Source organism: Streptomyces sp. L500, from assembly GCF_054551825.1.
On the sequence record NZ_JBTOLC010000008.1, the window covers coordinates 117372 to 137023 of the forward strand.

Here is a 19652-nt window from a genome sequence, read left to right on the forward strand (position 1 = left end):
CGGAAGTTCAGGGGGAATCTGCGGGCCGGTGGTGGTCGGTCAGCGGGCGGCGACGACGGGCGTCCCGTGCTGCGGCGAACCGGCGGCGAAGGTGAACGCGACGCCGAGTTCGGTCAGCGAGCAGTCGCGGACGACGTCGTGGCGGGTCGCGCCGCGCGACCACACCGTGACGGCCCCGGCGAAGCCGGCCCGTCCGGCCGAGGCCATGCCCGCGAGGCTCCAGCGGTGCCCGGGCTCCGCCCTCTCCGGCCCCTGCTCGCCGTCCCGCGCCTGCCCCTGCTCCTGCTCTCGGGAGGCGTCGAGGCGGGCGCCCAGCGCCAGTTCGCCCGCGCCGCGCCGGGCGACGACGACCAGCTCGGCGCTGGCCCGCAGCGGCCCGCAACCGGCCTTGGCCCGCTCCTTGTTGACCTGACGCTCGACCTCCCGTGCGGTCGCGTCCCGCTGATCGGCGCCGGGAGTGACGGGAGTGACCGCCGGCGCCGGGGTACGGACGGGGCCGGTGGAGCGGTCGGACGTGGGCGCGGAGGAGGTACGGGCGGGCTCGTGCCCGACGGGCCGGTGGGCGGGCGCGGGCGCGGACGTGGCGGTACGGGCCGCCGGGGAGGACGCGGAGGGCGCGGGTACGGGCGGCGAGGGGAGCTCGGTGCGCAGGGACGTGAGCGGAAGCACCACGTTCTCCGCACCCCGGCCCTGGTTTCCGTCGCGCGTTCCGCTGCCGTCCGGGGCGGGGGCGAGGTAGCGGTACCCGCCCAGGACGCCGATCGCGACGGTGACGGCCAGGGCGACGGCGGTGACGACCGCGCGAACGCCGGGACGACGGCGCACGGCCGGGGCGGGCGCCCCCGAGGACGTACCGGGCGCCACCCCTCCCGCCCCACCGGACGAAGCACCGCCCGTGGCGCAGCCGACGGGCTGAACGCCCAACGCGCCCGCGGCGAGACGATCCATCAGGGCGGCGCTCACCGGGACGAGTCCGAGGCCCGCGAGCAGTCCCTCGGCGGGGATGAGCGCGGTCCAGTGACCGCCGCACTCGGCGCAGCCGCGCGTGTGCCGGGCGATGCGCTTGCGCCACAGCGGGGAGGGCGTGCCGTCCCAGATGCCGACGATGCCCGCGAGTTCCGGGCAGCGGGGGGTGGTGGCCAGGGCCCGGACGACGGCCCGGGCGGTCTCCAACTGGAGCTTGGTGCGCTGGATGCGCACGGCGGTGTGCTGCGGCGTGAGCTCCAGCGCCGCGGCGACCTCGGCCCGGGTCAGCTCGCCCGTCGCCTCCAGCCACCACAGGGACAGCGCGGCCCGCTCGTCGTCGTCGAGCCAGCGGGTGGCCTCGGCGACCTGCCGGCGCTGTCCCTCCAGCCCGAGCCGGAGGATCGTCAGCTCGACGAAGTCGGCGCCGGGGTCGGAGAGGTGGCACGCCTCCTGGAGCCCGCCCACGGGAGCGTCCTGCTGTCTGCGCCAGTGGCCGCGGATCCGGTTCACGGCGATCGCGACGAGCCAGGACCGGAAGCGGGAGGCGTCACGCAGCCCGGAGAGACCGCCCACCATCCGGATCATCGTCTCCTGGACCACGTCGTCGACGTCCGCGTGGCCCTTCAGCGCCCTGCCGACGATGTTGTAGACCAGCGGCAGACAGGCGGCCACGAGTTCGCCCTGCGCACCCGCGTCCCCGGCCCGCGCCGCCTCGACCACTCCGGTCACCCCGGTCACACTCTTCACAGTCACGCCTCGCCACCTCGTTTCCGTCCGCCATTCCTGGCGTTCCGATGCATGGGAGACCTGGGGTAACCGGGGCCATAACGAAAACTGCTCCAACTTTTTGGCCACCGGTTCAGCACCGGACGATCACGGCGGGGGCTGCCGAAGCGGTGGTGCGGGCACGACGAAGGCCCCCAGCCGTTGTCGGCTGGGGGCCTTCGCGCGCGTGCCCCCGGGCAGATTCGAACTGCCGACACCCGCTTTAGGAGAGCGGTGCTCTATCCCCTGAGCTACGGAGGCGGGGCGTGAGCGCGTCCGCCGGCGCCCGCGGACACCCCTGGGGGCCGCGCGGCCTGCGAGGACGCTCGACGGACAGGTTAGCGGATCGGCGTGCGGCGGGTCAGTGGGCCATCAGGCGTAGTCGTCCGCGTGGTCCGCCGGTGGGCGGCGGGTGACCAGGACGCGCCAGTTCCCGGCGCGGTCCTGGCCGAGGACGTCGACGGTGACGCCGGCCGCCGTGCAGCGCTGGCCGGCGCGGTAGGGGGCGTCGGTCAGGGCCGGGCTCACGTTGGGGTCGGTGGTCAGGCAGCCGCGGCTGCCCGGGGTGGCGTCGGAGGCGCGCACGGGGGCGGCGCCCGAGGGCACGTCGGAGGCGACGGTCGTGACGAGGACGCCGGGGCGGCAGACGGCGTGGTCGAGGCGGCCCGGGGCGCGGGCCTCCAGGGTGATCGCGCGGGTCGTGGAGAGGGGGATCACGGCGAGCTTGGGGCCGCCCGGCACCGAGGTGGGGCTCAGGGTCAGCAGCCGGCGGCCGGGCCGGGACACGCAGTGGACCTGCGAGGGGGCCAGCCAGCCCAGCTTCCACTTGTGCCAGGCGAGGAAGTCGTTCGAGGGCCCCCAGTCCTCGTCCATGGGGTCCCAGTGACCGACGGGGGTGCGCGGCATCCGGTTCTGGTCGCCCCGGTAGAGGTCGGGAAGGCCGAAGCTGTGGGCGTTCTCGTGGTTGAGGACGCGGTAGGGGCTGTCGCCGGTCTGCCGGCTCCAGATGAAGGACACGTTCCGGATGGGGGCGCCGTTGCGGGAGGTCAGCCCCGTGGCGGCGCCCGCGAACGTCACCGAGCGGACGTCCTGGACGGCGGGCGGGCCGGCGTCGGGCGCGGCCAGCACGTTGATCAGGTCGTAGCGCCGGAAGTCGACCCGGCCGCCGACGGCGGCCACGATCTCCTTGGTGATCGCGTAGTAGCCGTCGTCCCGGTTGGGGTCGAAGGTCGCGCCGCGCGTGATGCCGTACGAGCGGTACGGGCGGGACATGCGGATCCAGCGCGGCCAGGGCGTGGAGCGGTAGTCGAGCCGGCCGTAGGAGCTGACGCGGTAGTAGTCGGCGACGGCCGGGAAGAACTCGGCGTACCGCTTGTGCGGGGTGATCCTCGCGGGGGCGTCCGGGAAGTCGATGAGGAAGGTGACGGCCCGTACGACGCCGCTGGAGCGGGCGTACCCGCGCGGGGTGCGGGCCCCCTCGGAGACGTGCGGGGAGACGGTGCGCAGCGCGCACGGGCCGCCGGGCGGCCGGCCCCCGCCCCGGAGTCCGGCAGCCGAGCGGGCGGCGGCGGAGGGGTGAGCGGCGGCGGACGTGTCGTCGGCGGAGAGGTCACCAACGGAGAGGCCGGCGGTCGTCCCGTCCGTGGCCGCCGGGCGGGCGGCTGTCGCGGTCCGGCCCGCGCCGGACGCGCTCCCGGCGCCCCCCGCCCGCGCGGGCAGGGGGGCGGTGAGGGCGCCCACCGTGGCCGCCGCGACCAGGATGACCAGGGGTCTCATGCCGCCTCGCCTTCATCCCACGTCTTCATCCCACGACTTCATCTCAGCGTCGTCATCTCGTCGTACTCATCACTCACCCTGTGCCCGGTGAGCGGGCCCGCGCGTCCCGGACTGCGGCAGACGGGGAGTGGAATCCCGCCATCCGGGGGTGTGATTCACGCCATACGGCGCCCCGAAATATCCGGGGAAGGTCTCCCCGTTTAAGTGAGCGTTCCTGTCAAACGGGGAGCGACTCCCCGCATAGCACTTCTCACGGAAGGAGGGCGCGGCCTTGGCCACAGCCCCGCAGCCCCGCCTGCGCGCCGACGCCCTGCGCAACCGCGAGCGGATCGTCGCGGCAGCCCGCGAAGCCCTCGTCGAGCACGGGGCCGATTCCTCACTCGATGAAATCGCTCGACGTGCCGGGGTCGGCAATGCCACGCTGTACCGGCACTTCGCGGACCGCCGCGAGCTGATTCACCACGTCACCCTCTCCGTCATGGCCCGTATCGCCGACCGGGCGGAGGCGGCGCTAGCGGAGGAGCCCGATGCTTTCCACGCGCTGAGGCGCTTCGTCCACGCCGCGGCGGACGAGCGGATCGGGGCCCTGTGCCCCCTGCTCGCCGAGGGTGTCGACAAGAGCCACCCCGACCACGTCGAGGCCCGCGACCGGCTGGAGAGCCTCATCGAGGCGCTGATGGCCGCCGCCCGCGCGTCCGGTCAGCTCCGCGCCGACATCGGCATCGGCGACCTGATGGTGGCCATCACCCAGCTCACCAGACCGCTGCCCGACACCGGCTGCCACGACTTCGGCCAGTTCGTCCACCGCCACCTCCAGCTGTTCCTGGACGGCCTGATGAACCCGGCCCGGTCGGAACTCCCCGGCGCGCCCGCCACCTTGGCGGACCTGCGCAAGGGATTCTCCTCGGCAGCGAACCCGTCGACCGGGCCGACCACAGGCCCGACCACCGGGGACGCACCCCGCCCGTAGCCCGCGCGGCCCGCGCACCGGACAGGACCGCGCACCGGACGGACCTCGCGTCGGACGGAACGCGCACCGGACAGGCCCACGAACCACCGCACACCTCACCATTACCGCTAGGTAGGCCCCACCCATGTCAGATCTCCGCACCGAAGCCGATCCGAGGCGCTGGAAAGCGCTGATATTCATCGCCCTGGCCCAGCTGATGGTCGTCCTCGACGCGACCATCGTGAACATCGCGCTGCCCTCCGCCCAGTCCGACCTGGGCATCTCGGACGGCAACCGGCAGTGGGTCATCACCGCCTACGCCCTCGCCTTCGGTGGACTGCTGCTCTTCGGCGGCCGGATCTCCGACCTGTGGGGCCGCAAGCGGGCGTTCGTCACCGGCCTGATCGGCTTCGCGGCCGCCTCCGCGCTCGGCGGCGCCGCCGTCAACACCGCCATGCTGCTGGGCGCCCGCGCCCTCCAGGGCGTCTTCGGCGCGCTGCTCGCCCCGGCGGCCCTGTCGCTGCTCGCCGTGCTCTTCACCGAGGCGAAGGAGCGCGCCAAGGCATTCGGCATCTTCGGCGCCATCGCCGGTGCCGGTGGTGGTGTCGGCCTGATCCTCGGCGGTCTCTTCACCGAATACCTCAACTGGCGCTGGACGTTCTTCGTGAACATCCCCTTCGCAGTCGTCGCCGCCGTCGGCGCGATCTCCGTGATCCGCGAGCCCGCCGAGGGCCGCAACCCTTCGAAGCTGGACATCCCCGGTGTCATCCTGGCCACCCTCGGCCTGGTCTCCCTGGTCTACGGCTTCACGCGCGCCGAGTCCGACGGCTGGTCGGCCGGCGTCACCATCGGCCTGTTCGTCGCCGCGGCCGTACTGCTGGGCGCCTTCCTGCTCGTCGAGCGCTCGGTGAAGGCCCCGCTGATGCCGCTGCGCGTGCTCACCGACCGCAACCGCGGCGGCGTCTACATCTCCCTGGGCCTGGCCGCCATCGCGATGTTCGGCCTGTTCCTCTTCCTGACGTACTACCTGCAGGTCGTCCGCGGCTACTCGCCGGTCAAGACCGGTCTGTCGTTCCTGCCGATGATCGCCATGATGATCACCGGTTCCACGCAGATCGGCACCCGCCTGATGACCCGCGTCCCGGCGCGCTGGCTGATGGCCCCCGGCTTCCTGCTCGCGGCGGCCGGCATGATGCTGCTCACCCAGATCGACCTGGACACCTCCTACGCGGCGGTGATCCTGCCCGGCCTGATGATGATGGGCCTCGGCATGGGCACGGCCTTCATGCCCGCCATGAGCCTGGCCACCCACGGCGTGCAGCCGCGTGACGCGGGTGTCGCCTCGGCGATGGTCAACACCTCGCAGCAGGTCGGCGGCGCCATCGGCACCGCGCTGCTCAACACCATCGCGGCCAGCGCCACCACGGACTACTTCAAGTCCCACATGGCCGGTGCCACGAACCCGAAGATCCTCACCTTCCAGTCGATGGTGCACGGTTACTCCACCGCCGTGTGGTGGGCGGTCGGCATCCTGTCGCTGTCCGCGCTGGTCGCCCTCGTCTTCGTCAACGCCAACCCGGGTGGCGGCCCCGCCGCCGCATCCTCCGCGGACGGCGAGACGGCCGAGGACGCGATCCCGGTGATGGCCCACTGAGGCCGTAGCGGTACGCACATACGCGAAGGGCCCCTGCCGAATCGGTCGGCAGGGGCCCTTCGCGCTTTTCGACGGGCTTCAGGTCACCGCGCTTCCAACGGGCTTCAGGTCACCGCACGCACAAGGGCTTCAGGTCACCGCAGCCAGGGCAGGTCCGCGCCCTCCGGCTGGAGCCCGGCGGCGATGATCCCGCACACCTCGCCGAACTTGGCCACCTGCTCGGGCGTCAGCCGGTCGAAGACCGCGCCCCGGACCGCCTCCACGTGCCCCGGCGCGGACCGCCGCAGCATCTCGAAGCCGGCGTCGGTCAGCACGGCCAGTTGCCCGCGCTTGTCCGACGGGCACTCCTCGCGCCGCACCCAGCCGCTCTTCTCCAGCCGGGCGATCGCGTGCGAGAGCCGGGACCGGGTGATCTTCGCGCTCTGCGCCAGCTCGGTCATCCGCATCCGGCGCCGGGGCGACTCCGAGAGCTTGACGAGCAGGCCGTAGTAGACGTGCGGCATGCCCGCGTCGCGCTGCAGCTGCCGGTCGAGATAGTCCTCCAGCAGCGTGGAGGCGTGCTGGTAGGCCCGCCAGGCCTCCTGCTCGGCGGGGGTGAGCCAGCGGGGCTCGGCGACGGCGGCGTCGTCCGGGACCTCCGGGGGTCGGTTCGTCATGACATCCACTGTTTCACTCGCGGGTTCCCTCCGGTACGACGACCAGCCATTGCTTGAAGCTTAAATAATAAAGTTGTAAGGTCGAGGACGGTAGATGTTTGAGAGTTCAAGCAAATCGGAGGCTGTCATGTCGGCACCGGCACCCGGGCGCCTGCCCGCCCTCTACCTCTCCCACGGCGCGCCGCCCCTCGCGGACGACCCCATATGGCCCGGCCAGCTCGCCGCCTGGGCCGCGGACCTGCCCCGGCCCACGGCGATCCTGATGATCTCCGCCCACTGGGAGGAGGCCCCTCTCGCGCTGGGCGCCACCGAGACCGTGCCGCTCGTGTACGACTTCTGGGGCTTCCCCGAGCACTACTACCGCGTCCGCTACGCGGCACCGGGCGCCCCGGCCCTCGCGGACCGGGTCCGCCGCACCCTGCGGGGCGCCGGTACGCCCGTGACGGACCTGCCCGACCGGGGGCTGGACCACGGCGCGTACGTCCCGCTCGTCGAGATGTACCCCGACGCGGACGTCCCCGTCCTCCAGATGTCCCTGCCCACCCTGAACCCCACGCGGCTGCTGGAGATCGGCCGGCGGCTCGCGCCGCTGCGCGACGAGGGCGTCCTGATCGTCGGCAGCGGCTTCTTCACCCACAACCTCGCCGCCCTCCGCCACGCCGGCTCCGGCCCGCCCGGCTGGTCGGCGGAGTTCGACGCGTGGGGCCGCGAGGCCCTGGCGGCGGAGGACGTCGACGCGCTCCTCGACTTCGAGCACAAGGCCCCGGCCGGCCGGCTGGCCCACCCCCGTACCGAGCACTTCGCGCCGCTGTTCGTGGCGATGGGCGCGGCGATGGGCACGGCGGGCGACGACTTCGGTGCCCAACGCCATGTCATCGACGGCTTCTGGGGCGGGCTGGCGAAGCGGTCGGTGCAGTTCGGGCAGGTCTGGTAGCCGTCGTCGACCCGACCGGGTCGACCCGACCGGACCGGGCACAGGATGTCGGGTCCGGCAGGGTGGTCCTTTCCTAACGTGAGTGATCGAAAGGGAAGGAGCCCGGGATGGTGCTGGAACGGCTGAACCAGGCGCTGGAGCACATCGAGTCACACCTCGACCAGCCGATCGACGTGGCCGATCTCGCGCGCATCGCGGTGACATCGGAGTACCACCTCCGCCGGCTGTTCTCCGCGCTGGCCGGCGTCCCGCTGTCGGAGTACATCCGCCGCAGGCGCCTGACCGTCGCGGGCGCCGAGGTGCTCGCCGGCGAACGGACGCTGCTGGACGTCGCGACGCGCTACGGCTACGGCTCGGGGGAAGCCTTCGCCCGCGCGTTCCGCGCCCTCCACGGCGTGGGCCCGGGCGAGGCCCGGCGAACCGGCGCGGCGCTGAGCGCCCAGCCCCGGATGTCCTTCCGCCTCATCGTCGAAGGGAACAGCAGTATGCGATACCGGATTGTGGAGAAGGACGAGTTCCGCGTGGCCGGAAAGAAGGCCCGCGTCCCGCTCGTGTACGAAGGGGTCAACCCGGCGATAGCCGAGTTCGTCCGGGGCATCGGGAAGGACGAGCTGGGCCGCATCGCCACGCTCTCCGACCAGGACCCGTCGGGGATCGTCGCGGTGAGCGTCCTGCTCGACCCGAGCCGCGCGGAGGGCAGCGAACTCGACTACTACCACGGCGTGGTGACGGGCGCGGAGGACGTTCCCGCCGACCTGGACGTCCTCGCCGTCCCGGCCGGCACATGGGCCGTCTTCGAGAACTCCGGCCCGTTCCCGCAGGCGCTCCAGCACCTGTGGCGCGACGTGTTCACGCAGTGGTTCCCCTCGAACCCGTACGAGAGCCGCCCCGGCCCCGAGATCCTCCGCGTACGCCCGTCGGCGGACGGGACGCACGCGGACGCGGAGCTGTGGATCCCGGTGGGGCGGGCCTAGTACCTAGTACAGGGACTCGCCCATCGGCGAACCGTCCCCGATGACGAAGGCGCGGATCGACGCCAGATACGCGTCACGGCCGACCCGGCCGTCGCCGTCGGTGTCGAGTGCGTCGAACGCGGCGGCGGCGTTCCCCGGCGGGTTGTTGAGCGCGGTGCGCAGCGCCGTGAACTCGGCCTTGTCCAGGGCGCCGTCGCCGTCGGTGTCGGCGAGGTCGAACAGCGAGCCGAGCACGGGCCGGCAAACGTTGTCGAACGTTCCGGCACCCGCCCACGCGTCGTATTCGTCGAACGTCAGCTTCCCGTCGCCGTCCGCGTCCATCTCCGCCCAGACCTTCCGGCCCTCGGCGCGGGCGACGACGACGAGCGGATCGTCCTCCGTGCGGCCAGCGGCCTGGACTGTCCGGTCGACCCGGGAGAGGTATTCCCGCGCCGAGACGACCCCGTCGCCGTCCGCGTCCATCATGGCGAAGACGCGCCTGCGCGCGGCGGTGGCGGCGGTGGCGGTGGCGGTCGTACGGCTCACAGGGATCCCCTTCTGCTCGACGAGGGTTCGTCCGTCGCTTCCTACCCGGCGCGCTGCGGGGGCCATGCGCCGGGCGGGGTCAGCAGCGCGCGCGACGGCGCGCCCAGCCAGGGCACGCGCGGGTGGTGCGCTTCGGGACGCCTGGGCAGCGGATGCACCTCTGGGTAGCCAAGGTCCGATATTTCCGCACAGGACGTCCTGGAGGGCATGTGTTCGGTAAGCGCGGCATGGCGGTGGCGCTGGGTTCCCTGCCGCTCGTGGGCTCGACGGTGGCGTGGGCGCCGGCCGGTCAGGCAGGAACGGGCGAGGGAGAGGGCCGGGGCGTCACCTGCACGGGCAGCGGCGAGAGCCGCTACGCCCCGCCGCTCACACTCGTTCCCCAGCCCACCCATGTCCACGGGGACATCACCTACACCTGCACCGTCGCCCCCGGCCACACCGTCCCGGCCACCGGCTCCTTCGACTCGGACCTGCCGGAAGCGGTCTGCGTCGCGGTGTCCGGTGGGAGCGGCGTGGAAACCGTCCGCTACGCCGACGGCCGCCGGTCCCTGATCGTCTACGACAACGCCACGACCGTCCGCGCGGCGGGCGTCCTACTCCTCGAACAGTCGGGCCGGGTCACGAGCGGGCGCGGCAAGGGCCACCCCGTACGGCGGACCGTCGCGGGGCCACCCCGCGAACTCCTGACGGACTGCCTCGCGTCCGGCCTCCGGGGCGGGAGCAACGGGGTTCAGCTGGAGATCCAGCCGTAGGGTTCCGGGCTGCGGCCGGGGCCCGCCGGGGGGCGGGGCGCCTCAGCCGGCGGCCCCGAAACCCCCGGCCCGGAGGCCGGTGACAAACGCCGACCAGGCGTCCACGCCGAAGGTCAGCGCCGCACCGGTCAAGTCCTTGCTGTCGCGGGTCGCCACCGCCCCCCGCCGGACCGCTATCTCGAAACACTGGCCGTTCCCGCTGCTGTAGGAACTCTTGCGCCATATGCCATCGGGGGTCGTCGCTCGGCCCACTGCCGCCACCTCTTCCCTCACTGAGTTTCCTTGGCCAGTGCGGCGATCAAATTCGACGTGTCGTCAGGACTCAGCGCCACCGCGCGCAGGTTGTCGAAGATCGCGCCGTACCGGCGAATATCCGCCTCGGCTTCGAGGAAGAGGTCTCCAGCCATGCTGTCGATGTAGACGATCTCAGGGTCTTCGGCCTCGGGAAAGCTCATGAGCACGAAGGAGCCAGGCATCCCTGCATGCGCACCGGCGCCGAACGGGATCACCTGGAGCGTCATGTGCGGCTCCTGGGCCACGGCTGTCAGGTGTTGCAACTGCTTGTGCATAACATCGCGGCCACCCACCATGCGCCGCAGGGCAGCCTCATCCATGATTGCCCAGAGGTGCAGCGGGTCGTCTTTGACAAGCACCGCCTGCCGTTCCACCCGCGCCTGAACTCGCTGCTCGATTTCCCTGGCACTCGCCATCGGCAATACGCCCTTGATCACAGCGCGTGCATAGTCCTCGGTCTGCAACAGACCTGGGACGAATAGCGATTCGTAGTTTCGTACTGCACGCGCCTCAGCCTCGAAGCTGATGTAAGCAGTATATTCCTCGGGCAGTTCACTGTGATACGGGCGCAACCAGCCCTGCACGCTCGCGCCTTCCGACAGCGCCAGGACCTCATCGCGCTGCGACTCACGCACGCCATACAGATTGAGAAGCGCGACCAAGGTCCGCCGTTGCGGACGGACACGTGCGGTCTCGATCCGGTAGAGCGTCGCCGTGTTGATGCCCGTCTGTTCGGCGACGTCCTCCCTGGTCAAGTCGGCACCGGCGCGCAGCCGTCGGAGTTCGGCGGCCAGACGCCGGAGGCGGACCGTCGGCATCTGCCGCTTCGTAGGCATGCCCTCCACCTTTCATCTGCACAGGAGGCAGGGCGATTCTGTCCGCCAACACCCCTCACCTGCAAGGCAGGTTCGCACATGCACTCTATGCATTCTCACGTCTTGCACACGCATAGTCGGCGGGTGCATTCTGATCCCGCGATCGCTCGGCGCGACGACATCGTCACGCAGAGGTGATCTTGGTGTATGCCACGCCCAAAAGGAGAAACCCCGCGACCGTGCAGCCGGTCCGGGGGCGTGGCCAACGCTAGAGAGGAGCGTCAGCAATGCATGACCTTATCCGCCGGTGGCTCGCATGGGCGAGGGCGGTTTTCCGTACGAACAACTCCCGCGCGGGCGGCGACCGTACGTGCCCCGCCTGCACGGGGCTCGCGGCACCGCGGCCCGAGCCCCGGCCCGTCGACGACGCGTCGTACTGGGTGTGGATCACCGCGCACGGCATCGATCTCCGCCCCCGTGTGCCCCACCACGACACGGAGGCGGCCCGGTGACCGACAACACCGGCGAGAACGACGCGCTGCGCGCGAAGGTGGCCGACGCCAACCAGCAGAGCAGGCCGCGGCTGGCCTCCGCCAGCGGAAATCCGCCCGAACCACCGGCTCCCCGTTGCGACGAATGCTGGGACATCAAGCGCCGCCGCGCCGCCGCCCTGCGCGTCGACGACCGTCAGGAAGCCGCGCGGATGACGGCCGCGATGGGGGTCCACCAGCGCCGGGCCCACTGACAAGCGCGCCCGGCACGGGCACCGGCACCCTCCCTCAGCTCAGCAGCCCCGGAGGGTGCCGGACCCCGGTGAGGTGCGCGTACACGACCACGTTGCCCAGGTACTCGTCCGCCTCCGCCGAGAAGCCCCCGCCGCAGGTGATCACGCGGAGCTCCGCGCGCCCGTGGCCCGGAGGGCCGACCGTCCCGTAGACCTTCTCGGAGGGGAAGTCCGCCCGCTCGTAGACCTCGATCGCGTCGATCGTGAAGACGGCCGTCAGGGCGTCGGAGCGGGCCACCTCCACCGTGTCGCCCTTCTTCAGCGCGCCGAGGTTGTAGAAGACGGCCGGGCCGTTGGCCAGGTCGACGTGGCCGGCGACGACGGCGGTGCCGGCCGCGCCGGGCGGTGTGCCGTCCGCGTACCAGCCGGCGAGGTTGCCGTCGTCCTCGGGCGGGCTCGCGAGCGTGCCGTCGGGGCCGAGGCCGAGGGGGGTCATGGGCGCGTCGACCTGGATGCCGGGGATGCGGACGCGCGTGGGCGCGGCCCGCGGCAGGGGCGGTACGGCGTGGTCGTCGCGGCGCGGGCCGAGCAGCGGCTCCCCGGGGGTGGGGAACGCCTGGGCCCGGGACGGCTGCGGGGGCGGCCTCTGGTCCTTCGCCCCGTGTTCGATCAGCCAGCTGCCCACCAGCAGCGCCACCGCCAGGACGACGGCGAGGACGGTCTTGTGGCGCGGGGCGCGCGAGTCGTGTCGTCCGTACCGTGAACGCGCGGGCGCGCTCCGCAGACAGGCACTCGCCCACCGGCTCACCCCGGGAACCGGGGCCCCGGCCCCCGGGCGCAGCGCGCGCGTCCGGGGGCCCAGGGGCGGTCCGGCCGGCACCGGGAGCGGTCCTCGGTCCGGTCAGGCCTGGTCGGGCCGGTCGCCGCCGCCGCGGCGCCGCAGGAACCAGACGCCGACGACGGCCGACGTGCCCAGGACGGCCGCGCCGGCGATGACCTCGGCGGTGCCGGAGTCGTCGCTGGTGCCGCCCACGCCGGTCTTCATGCCGCCCTTCGGGGTCATGGGCGACATGCTCGGGGCGGCGGAGGGCGAGCTCTTCATGCCCGCGCCCGCCTTGACGACCACGTCGCCGGTGGCCTCCTTGCCGTTGGCGCACTTGGCGCCGATCCCGTAGGTGCCGGGTTTCGCCGACTTCGGGACCATGAACTGGCCGACCGCGGTCTCCTTGGTCGTGCCCGGCTTGAGCTCGAACGACGCCGGGCCGCCCACGGCGCTGGCGTCACCCGTGCCCTTGCCGTCGGGACCGCAGGCGGTGGTGTTCACCGTGACCGTGGCGCCCGGCTGGACGGTGCCCGGGGTGACCTCCAGCTTCCCGAAGTGATCGGCGGCGAGCGCGGGGGCGGCGGCCGTCCCCAGCGCGGCTATGGTCAGCGCGGCCCCGGCGAGCACTCGTGCGTTACGCATGCTTCCTCCGTGAGCGCGGGCGCGGCACGCCGATGTGCCGCAGCGGGAGTCGGATTTCCGCGCTCCTCTCTGCCGAGGGAAACCGGGCCGGCGGGGGCCCGCACCCGGCGGGACGGGCCGCCGACGGCCCTGGGCGGCCCGGGATACGGCCGTATGGGCAGGTCACCCCAGGGGCGCGAGATCATCCGGACGGCCTCCCCGCCGAGACTGCGAACGGGTGACCGAGAGAACACTCTCGGTCACCCGTTCGAGGTCACGCTCGGCGGTGCCGGGCTCGGCGGTGGCGGGCTAGGGCGCCAGGTCGTCCGGGCAGCCCGTGCCGCGCGGCAGCTTGTACTTGGCCACGATCCGGTACGTGCCGGCGTGCGGGGCGCGCAGCAGGGTCCAGTCGTCCTCCGGCTGGCCCGCGCGGGCGTCCTGGACCTGCTTGGCCAGACAGCCGTTGACGTTGACCGGCGGCTCGCCGCCCGGCCCGGCCTTGGGCGGCTGGATGTCCTTGCCCTGCGCGTCCACCAGGCCCAGCCACGGCGAGTACGGGACGCGGATCAGCACCGGGCCCGGCTTGCCCACCGTGACCGTCAGCCCCTCGGCGTCCGAGCGGTCCACCACGGCGGGCGGGTCGGCGAGCGGCGTGGGTTCCTTCACGGCGAAGACGCGCCAGTTCTCGTCGGACCACACCTCACGCAGATACGACTGGCCGCGCTCGACGAGCTTGGCCTCCTCGACGGCCGCGTTGTCCGGCTCGTCCTTGGGCAGCACCACATAGGCCACGGCCCAGCGGCTGAGCCAGGAGCGGTAGCTGTCCGGGGTGAGCATGCCCTCCTCATAGAAGAGCGGGTTCCGCTTGAGGTCCGCCTGCCGGTTCCAGCCGCGCGCGAGATTGACGTACGGGGCCAGGGCCGAGGCCTCGCGATGGCTGCGGGCCGGGACGACCTCGACGCGGCCGCCCGCCGCGTCCAGCTTCTGGAGCTGGTCGACGAGGGGGGCGAGCTCGCGGGCCCAGGAGGCGGCAGGGGTGGTGTGCACTATGTCGCTGATGGAGTTGGCGAGCTGCCAGCCGGTGAGGGTCAGCACGCCGCACACGGTCGCGAGCCAGACCTTGCCGCGCCGCAGCAGCTCGGCTCTCGGCGGCACCTCCATCCCGGTCAGCGCGGCGACCAGCACCACACCGCCGAAGATCATCCCGAGCCGGGAGATGTTCGTGCCGATCTGCGACGGGATCAGCCAGACCAGCAGCACACCCAGCACGTAGAGCGACGAGACGGCCCGCACCGTGCGCCAGGACGAGGGCGTCATGAAGACGCCGAAGAGCCCGGCGAGAAGCGGCAGGATCGCCGAGGCGAAGGCCATCGGCTGCTGCCCGGAGAACGGGAACAGCCACGCCGACAGCGCCACCACCACCACCGGGGTCACCCCCAGCGCGTACGCCGCCGGCCGGCGCCGGCTCAGCCACAGCGCCGCCGCCACGATGCCGACGAACAGACCGGCCACCGGGCTCGACGCCGTCGCCAGCCCCGCCATCATCCCGGCCAGCGCGGCCCGGCCCCAGCGGTAGCGGCCCGTGGCGCGCCAGCGCGCCGGCCAGGCGAAGATCGCGGCCACCGCCGCCAGCCCGAACATCGCACCGAGCCCGAAGGTCACCCGGCCCGATATGGCGTTGCACATCAGCGCGAACGTGCCGTAGAGCGCCGGCCACAGCGGCCGGCGCACGACCCGGCTGCGGACCAGCAACAACGCGATCAGGCCGGAGGCGACCGTGCCCGCGATCATCATCGTGGTGCGGACACCGATCGCGGCCATGAGGTAGGGCGAGATCACGCTGTACGACACCGGGTGCATCCCGCCGTACCAGGCGAGGTTGTACGCCGAGGCCGGATGCTGCAGCGCGAACTCCGCCCAGGCGTCCTGCGCGGCGAGGTCGCCGCCGCTGTTGGCGAAGATGCAGATCCAGAGGATGTGCAGCGCCGCGGCCACGAAGAGGGTGATCCCGACCGTCCCGGTGAGGGCCGCGTAGCGCCCGCCCTTGCGGTGGTGCGGGATGACGGCCCACGACGGGCGCCGCCGGCCGGCCCCACGGGCCACGGCGGTACGTCCCGTCACGGGTGTGCCGGTGTCACCGGTCTCGTCCGGTGCTCCCGGGCGCTCCGGACGTGCGGGCCGTTCCGGTCGTTCCGGCTGCTCCGGGTCTCTGGGCCGCGCCGGCCCCACGGTGGTCACTGCGGCTCTCCCCGTCTTCCCCCTGTGGTCTTCTCCCCCATCTTCACGCATGCTCCGGCTGTGACGAGCAAACCCTGGCGACGCTAGCACGCGCCGTCGGGCCGCCCCGCCCATCGCGGCGACCGCGAAAGCGGCCCCCGGTCCGCACCCACTCGTACGGACCAGGAGCCGCCACGGCCGGGCCGGCCGGCCTCAGCCCAGGCGGGTCAGCTTGGCGCCGAAGGAGGGCTCGGCCAGGGCCGACTTCAGCACGACCGGGACCTTCACCGCGTCGGGGCCGCTGCCCACGACCAGCTCGCCGACCTCCGTACCGGCCTTCGCCGAGTGCGGGATCTTCCGGCCGACGTCGGACAGCGCGAACTTCGTGTCGAAGCCGGCCCAGCCGACGGCCACGACGTCCTTGGTGGCGACGATGGGCGTCTGCCCGCCGAGACCGTCGTCGACGTGGCCGACGACGTCGCCCTTCTTCACCACGGTGGCGGTCTTCAGAGCGCTCTGGATCGACGTGAGCTGCTCGTAGCTCTTGTTCTTGACCTTGGTGAGGCTGTTCTCGGCGTTGGGGTCCAGGCCCTTGAAGTGCTGGTCCATGGTGGCGCCGACGATCAGGTACTCCTTGCCGTCGAGCACCCGCCGCGCCGCCCACATCAGCGCACCGCCGGCCGCGGTGCTGGAACCCGTCTTGATGCCGAGCACACCGGTGCCCTTCACCAGCAGCGTGTCGTTGTTGTTGTTGATGTGCGGGCCGCCGGGGATGTCGGCGTTGGGCTGCTGGGTGATCTCCCGGACGACCGGGTTCTTGATCATCACCTCGGCGAGCTTCACCTGGTCCACGGCCGTGCTCTTCGTCGTCGCCGTCAGACCGCTGGGGTCGGTGTAGGTGGTGTTGGTCATGCCGAGTTCCTTGGCGGCGTCGTTCATCTTCTTGACGAACGCGTCCTCGGCGCCGTTGGTGTCCCACCGGGCGAGCATGCGGGCGATGTTGTTGCCCGACGGGATGAGCAGCATGCGGAGCATGTCGTACTCGGAGAACTCCTGCCCCGCCTTGACCTTCGCCGTCGACTCGCCCTCGGCGTTGGACTCCTTCTCCGCCGCCTCGTCGATCGTGATCTTGTTGCTGGTCTTGTCCCCCTTCTGCAGGGGGTGGTCCTTCAGGATCACGTAGGCGGTCATGACCTTGGCGACGCTGGCCGTCGGCACGGGCTTCTGCGGGCCGAACGTGCCCACGTCACCGGCGCCCACGACCTTGGCCGCGGACTGGCCCTCGTCCGGCCAGACGAAGGGCGCCTTGCCGCCCTCGAAGGTGAACGACTTCTTCGCGCCGAGGGAGAGCTTCGGGTCGGGCAGCGGCCGGAAGGACTGCGCGACCACGAAGATGATCCCGAGCAGCACGACGAGCGGCGTCCAGATCTTGACGCGCCGGACGGCCATCCGCACGGGCGTCTCCGGCGGCGGCGGGGTGTTCGTCAGCTGGGCGAGCAGGTCGAGCGGCGCGGCCGGATCCGCGGGCGCGGCCGGGGCGGCGGGACGGCCCGGGGGCGGCGGGACCTTGGACTTCCCGGGCTCGGGCCTGGCCGACTCGGGCTGCGGCTTCGCGGGCTGCGGCTTCGCCGGGGCCGGGGCGGCCTTGGCGGGCGCCTTGGCGGGCGCCTTGGCGGGCGCCTTGGCGGCCTGCTTGGCGGGCGCGGCCTCGTCGTCCTTCTTCAGCGGGACGAACTGGCTCTTGCGCTCGCCACCGGGCGTCGGCTGCGGGGTGGGGGCCTTCATCAGCTCGGTCGGCTGGTCGCCGTTGTCGAGCTTGGCGGCACCGGCCTCGGGGGCGGCGTCGGACTTCGGCGCATCCGCCTTGGGGCGCACGGTACGGAAGACGGCGGTCGCCTGGTCGGCGGCGGGCTCGCCCTTGCCGTCCGCGCCGCCCTTGCCGTCCTTCTCGCCGTCGGCGGCGGGCTTCTTCGCCTCGGACGCGGCGGCGTCGGTCTTCGGACGCACGGCGCCGAAGACGGCCGTGGCCTGGTCGACGCCGTCCTTGCCGCCCTTGCCGTCCTTGCCGTCCTTTTCGTCACCGGCATCGGCGGCGGAGGCCTTCGGGCGCACGGTACGGAAGACGGCCGTCGCCTGGTCGGCGGCGGGCTCGCCCTTGCCGTCCGCGCTGCCCTGCTCGTCCTTCTCGTCCTTGGCAGCGGGCTTCTTCGCCTCGGGGGCGGTGTCGCCGCTGATTTCGTCCGCCTTCGGGCGCACCGTACGGAAGACGGCGGTCGCCTGGTCGGCGCCGGACTTGGTCTCCGCGTCGGCGCCGGACTTGTCCTTCGCCGGGCGCGCCGCTACTGCCGGGGCGTCAGCGGCCGTACCGGCAGGGGCATCCGCGGTGGCGTCGGCTCGGTCGGCCGACGGCTTCTCACCTGCGGCGTCGTCCTCGGCACCGGCCTCCGGAGCGTCCTCTTCCGCACTCGCCACCCAGGCGGCGACGGCGGCCTTCAGCCGGGCGTCACGCTTGACACCGCCGTTCGCACCGCCGTTCCCGTTCCCGGCGGGCTCAGCCTGCTCAACGGGCTTCGCGGAATCGGCCGTGCCGGCCTCGCGGCCCTGACGGTCCTTATCCGAATCCGAATCCGAACCCGATGAATCCGATGAACCCGATGAACCCGACCCGCCGGACTTGCCGTCCGTACGGTCCTCGGTCGTGTCCGTGCCGGCCCGGAAGACTCCGAGCCGGGGGTCGCGTTCGCTGCCGGTCGTACCAGTGGTGCCAGTCGTCTCCCCCGACGACTTCCGCTGCTCCGACTTGCCGGGGGACTCGCCCGCCACCGATGCCTCCTCGAATTCCGCGCCGTACACCGAGGCGGGACGACAAGTGTCCCGCTGCCCGGATCCTCTCAACGTCTATCAGTGTCCTCTGCCGCCGTCGCGTCAGGGCACAGCTAGCGGGTCAGAGAGCGGTGTCCGCCTTCACCCACGTGCAAGACGAGACGACATACCTACCGGTTCCCGCCCGAAGTCACCACGCGCTCTCGACAGACCAATGTGAGAGGGGTCACCCTGTCACTCATCCACGCGGGGAGGCATGGATGGGCAGGAGCCGCAGAACAATTCCGGAGGAGCTTCTGCTGCTCGCCCTGGACCCGGCCACGGGTACCACGGCGCAGCCGCAGTCGCTCGACCTCGGTCTCGCCGGAGCGCAGCTCGTGGAGCTGGCTCTGGCCGGACGGATAGCCCCAGACGGGGATCGTATCGCCGTGGTGCACCCACGGCCGACTGGTGATCCGACCCTGGACACCGCGCTCGAGCTGTTGCGCCGCCGCGGCAGCCCGGTGCGCGCCGTCCACTGGATCGGCGGGCCCCGGCTGGGGCTGCGTCAGACGTATCTCACGCATCTCGAACGGTGCGGCATGGTGCATGCCGTGGCGGGCCAGATGTGCGGGGTGCTGCCGACCACGCGCTATCAGGCGACGGACACGGCGATCAGCCGGGAGATCAGGGCCCGGTTGGACAGCGCGATCCGCACCGGCGTCCCGCCGGACCCGCGGACCGCCGCGCTCGCCGCCCTGGCCCACGCGGTCGGCCTGGGCAAGCACCTCTACCCGGGCAACGAGGGCCGTTCCTCACGGTCCCGGTTGCGCGATCTCATCCGGCACGACCCGATGGGCGGGCTCGTCGCGCACGCCGTGATGGACGTGCAGAACGGGGTCGGCGCGCAGCCGCGCCGGGCACCGGCCGCGGCCGGTGCTCCGGGTGGCGGCGGTTCCGGCCGGCGCGCCGCCGTGCGGGCGCCGGTCGAGCCGGCGGCGGTCGGCACGGGCCGGACGACCGCGCATCGAGGTGGGGTCATGGCCCGCGCGGGCGCCTCGTGAAACGGTTCCGCAGCCGCTGACCGCAGTCGTACGACCGCAAGCACGACCCCACGCACCAATCCACGCATCACCTTTGGCACCACCTCACGCACCAACCCACGCACCAACCCACGCACCACTTCCGCTCCACCGACCGCACCGGGGTCCACCTGACCCGGTCCGGGAGCCGCAGCAGCGCGGGGCGGCGGGCCGTACCGCCCGAGCACGGTGGTACGGCCCGCCGCCCCGCGTGCGCGTATGCGCGCCCGGGCGCGCGCGGTCGTAAGGGGTCGCGCGGTCATGCGTAGTAACGACTACGTCACGCGCATCCGCATCAGGGTCACCACAAGCGGACACGGTGT

At 72.4% G+C, this 19652-nt stretch carries 18 protein-coding genes and 1 tRNA gene; 8 read left to right on the forward strand and 11 right to left on the reverse strand.

All coding sequences use genetic code 11. The annotated features are described in order from the left end of the window. Positions 1 to 39 precede the first annotated feature (39 nt). From ACX9I7_RS11130 to ACX9I7_RS11140, 3 genes are all read right to left on the reverse strand, one after another. Entirely contained in the window at positions 40 to 1719 is a 1680-nt protein-coding gene (locus tag ACX9I7_RS11130) for a sigma-70 family RNA polymerase sigma factor (protein WP_459387193.1), read from the reverse strand. Between the two features lie 200 nt (positions 1720 to 1919). Beyond that, positions 1920 to 1992: transfer RNA gene (locus ACX9I7_RS11135), tRNA-Arg, on the reverse strand. A 111-nt stretch (positions 1993 to 2103) separates the two neighbouring features. After that, entirely contained in the window at positions 2104 to 3507 is a 1404-nt protein-coding gene (locus ACX9I7_RS11140; protein WP_459387194.1) for a M6 family metalloprotease domain-containing protein, read from the reverse strand. A 271-nt stretch (positions 3508 to 3778) separates the two neighbouring features. Between ACX9I7_RS11140 and ACX9I7_RS11145 the strand changes: the two genes are divergently transcribed. Continuing rightward, positions 3779 to 4477: a TetR/AcrR family transcriptional regulator gene (locus tag ACX9I7_RS11145; RefSeq protein ID WP_459387195.1), complete on the forward strand. Its 699-nt coding sequence runs from the start codon at positions 3779 to 3781 to the stop codon at positions 4475 to 4477. A 124-nt stretch (positions 4478 to 4601) separates the two neighbouring features. Further along, on the forward strand, positions 4602 to 6110 hold the full coding sequence (locus ACX9I7_RS11150) for an MFS transporter (RefSeq protein WP_387568881.1): 1509 nt from the start codon (positions 4602 to 4604) through the stop codon (positions 6108 to 6110). Between the two features lie 134 nt (positions 6111 to 6244). Here the strand turns inward: ACX9I7_RS11150 and ACX9I7_RS11155 are convergent, their stop codons facing one another. Next, complete coding sequence (locus tag ACX9I7_RS11155; RefSeq protein WP_126914593.1) at positions 6245 to 6766, reverse strand: MarR family winged helix-turn-helix transcriptional regulator; 522 nt, start codon at positions 6764 to 6766, stop codon at positions 6245 to 6247. Between the two features lie 127 nt (positions 6767 to 6893). Between ACX9I7_RS11155 and ACX9I7_RS11160 the strand changes: the two genes are divergently transcribed. Both ACX9I7_RS11160 and ACX9I7_RS11165 read left to right on the forward strand, forming a co-directional pair. Continuing rightward, positions 6894 to 7700 carry a dioxygenase family protein gene (locus ACX9I7_RS11160; protein ID WP_459387196.1) on the forward strand — a complete coding sequence of 269 codons (807 nt, stop codon included), beginning with the start codon at positions 6894 to 6896 and terminating at the stop codon, positions 7698 to 7700. Positions 7701 to 7810: 110 nt separating this feature from the next. Beyond that, complete coding sequence (locus tag ACX9I7_RS11165) at positions 7811 to 8674, forward strand: AraC family transcriptional regulator (protein WP_459387236.1); 864 nt, start codon at positions 7811 to 7813, stop codon at positions 8672 to 8674. 3 nt (positions 8675 to 8677) lie between these two features. Here the strand turns inward: ACX9I7_RS11165 and ACX9I7_RS11170 are convergent, their stop codons facing one another. Beyond that, entirely contained in the window at positions 8678 to 9199 is a 522-nt protein-coding gene (locus ACX9I7_RS11170) for an EF-hand domain-containing protein (RefSeq protein WP_459387197.1), read from the reverse strand. Between the two features lie 209 nt (positions 9200 to 9408). On the opposite strand from ACX9I7_RS11170, the gene ACX9I7_RS11175 reads away from it, so the two are divergent. Next, a complete protein-coding gene (locus ACX9I7_RS11175) occupies positions 9409 to 9951 on the forward strand; it encodes a hypothetical protein (RefSeq protein ID WP_459387198.1) in 543 nt (180 codons plus the stop codon). A gap of 42 nt (positions 9952 to 9993) precedes the next feature. On the opposite strand, the gene ACX9I7_RS11180 is transcribed toward ACX9I7_RS11175, so the two are convergent. Together ACX9I7_RS11180 and ACX9I7_RS11185 are read right to left on the reverse strand one after the other, a co-directional pair. Continuing rightward, complete coding sequence (locus tag ACX9I7_RS11180; protein WP_459387199.1) at positions 9994 to 10203, reverse strand: DUF397 domain-containing protein; 210 nt, start codon at positions 10201 to 10203, stop codon at positions 9994 to 9996. A gap of 17 nt (positions 10204 to 10220) precedes the next feature. Continuing rightward, entirely contained in the window at positions 10221 to 11081 is an 861-nt protein-coding gene (locus ACX9I7_RS11185; protein WP_126914596.1) for a helix-turn-helix domain-containing protein, read from the reverse strand. A gap of 266 nt (positions 11082 to 11347) precedes the next feature. Here ACX9I7_RS11185 and ACX9I7_RS11190 point away from each other — a divergent pair, with 266 nt between their 5' ends. Both ACX9I7_RS11190 and ACX9I7_RS11195 read left to right on the forward strand, forming a co-directional pair. Beyond that, positions 11348 to 11572, forward strand: coding sequence for a hypothetical protein (locus tag ACX9I7_RS11190; protein ID WP_459387200.1), 225 nt, complete (start codon positions 11348 to 11350; stop codon positions 11570 to 11572). Beyond that, entirely contained in the window at positions 11569 to 11805 is a 237-nt protein-coding gene (locus ACX9I7_RS11195; protein WP_459387201.1) for a hypothetical protein, read from the forward strand. The genes ACX9I7_RS11190 and ACX9I7_RS11195 overlap by 4 nt, the downstream gene beginning before the upstream one ends. 34 nt (positions 11806 to 11839) lie before the next feature. Here ACX9I7_RS11195 and ACX9I7_RS11200 read toward each other — a convergent pair whose 3' ends face one another. The 4 genes from ACX9I7_RS11200 to ACX9I7_RS11215 form a co-directional block, all read right to left on the reverse strand. Then, positions 11840 to 12487 (reverse strand): class F sortase, encoded by a 648-nt coding sequence (locus ACX9I7_RS11200; protein WP_459387237.1) that lies wholly within the window; start codon positions 12485 to 12487, stop codon positions 11840 to 11842. A 198-nt stretch (positions 12488 to 12685) separates the two neighbouring features. Further along, positions 12686 to 13249, reverse strand: coding sequence for a hypothetical protein (locus ACX9I7_RS11205; RefSeq protein ID WP_387568888.1), 564 nt, complete (start codon positions 13247 to 13249; stop codon positions 12686 to 12688). A gap of 288 nt (positions 13250 to 13537) precedes the next feature. Then, entirely contained in the window at positions 13538 to 15517 is a 1980-nt protein-coding gene (locus ACX9I7_RS11210; protein ID WP_459387202.1) for a glycosyltransferase family 87 protein, read from the reverse strand. A gap of 141 nt (positions 15518 to 15658) precedes the next feature. After that, positions 15659 to 18268 carry a D-alanyl-D-alanine carboxypeptidase family protein gene (locus ACX9I7_RS11215; protein WP_459387203.1) on the reverse strand — a complete coding sequence of 870 codons (2610 nt, stop codon included), beginning with the start codon at positions 18266 to 18268 and terminating at the stop codon, positions 15659 to 15661. A gap of 260 nt (positions 18269 to 18528) precedes the next feature. On the opposite strand from ACX9I7_RS11215, the gene ACX9I7_RS11220 reads away from it, so the two are divergent. Continuing rightward, positions 18529 to 19311 carry a GOLPH3/VPS74 family protein gene (locus ACX9I7_RS11220; protein ID WP_387568897.1) on the forward strand — a complete coding sequence of 261 codons (783 nt, stop codon included), beginning with the start codon at positions 18529 to 18531 and terminating at the stop codon, positions 19309 to 19311. Positions 19312 to 19652: the final 341 nt, after the last annotated feature.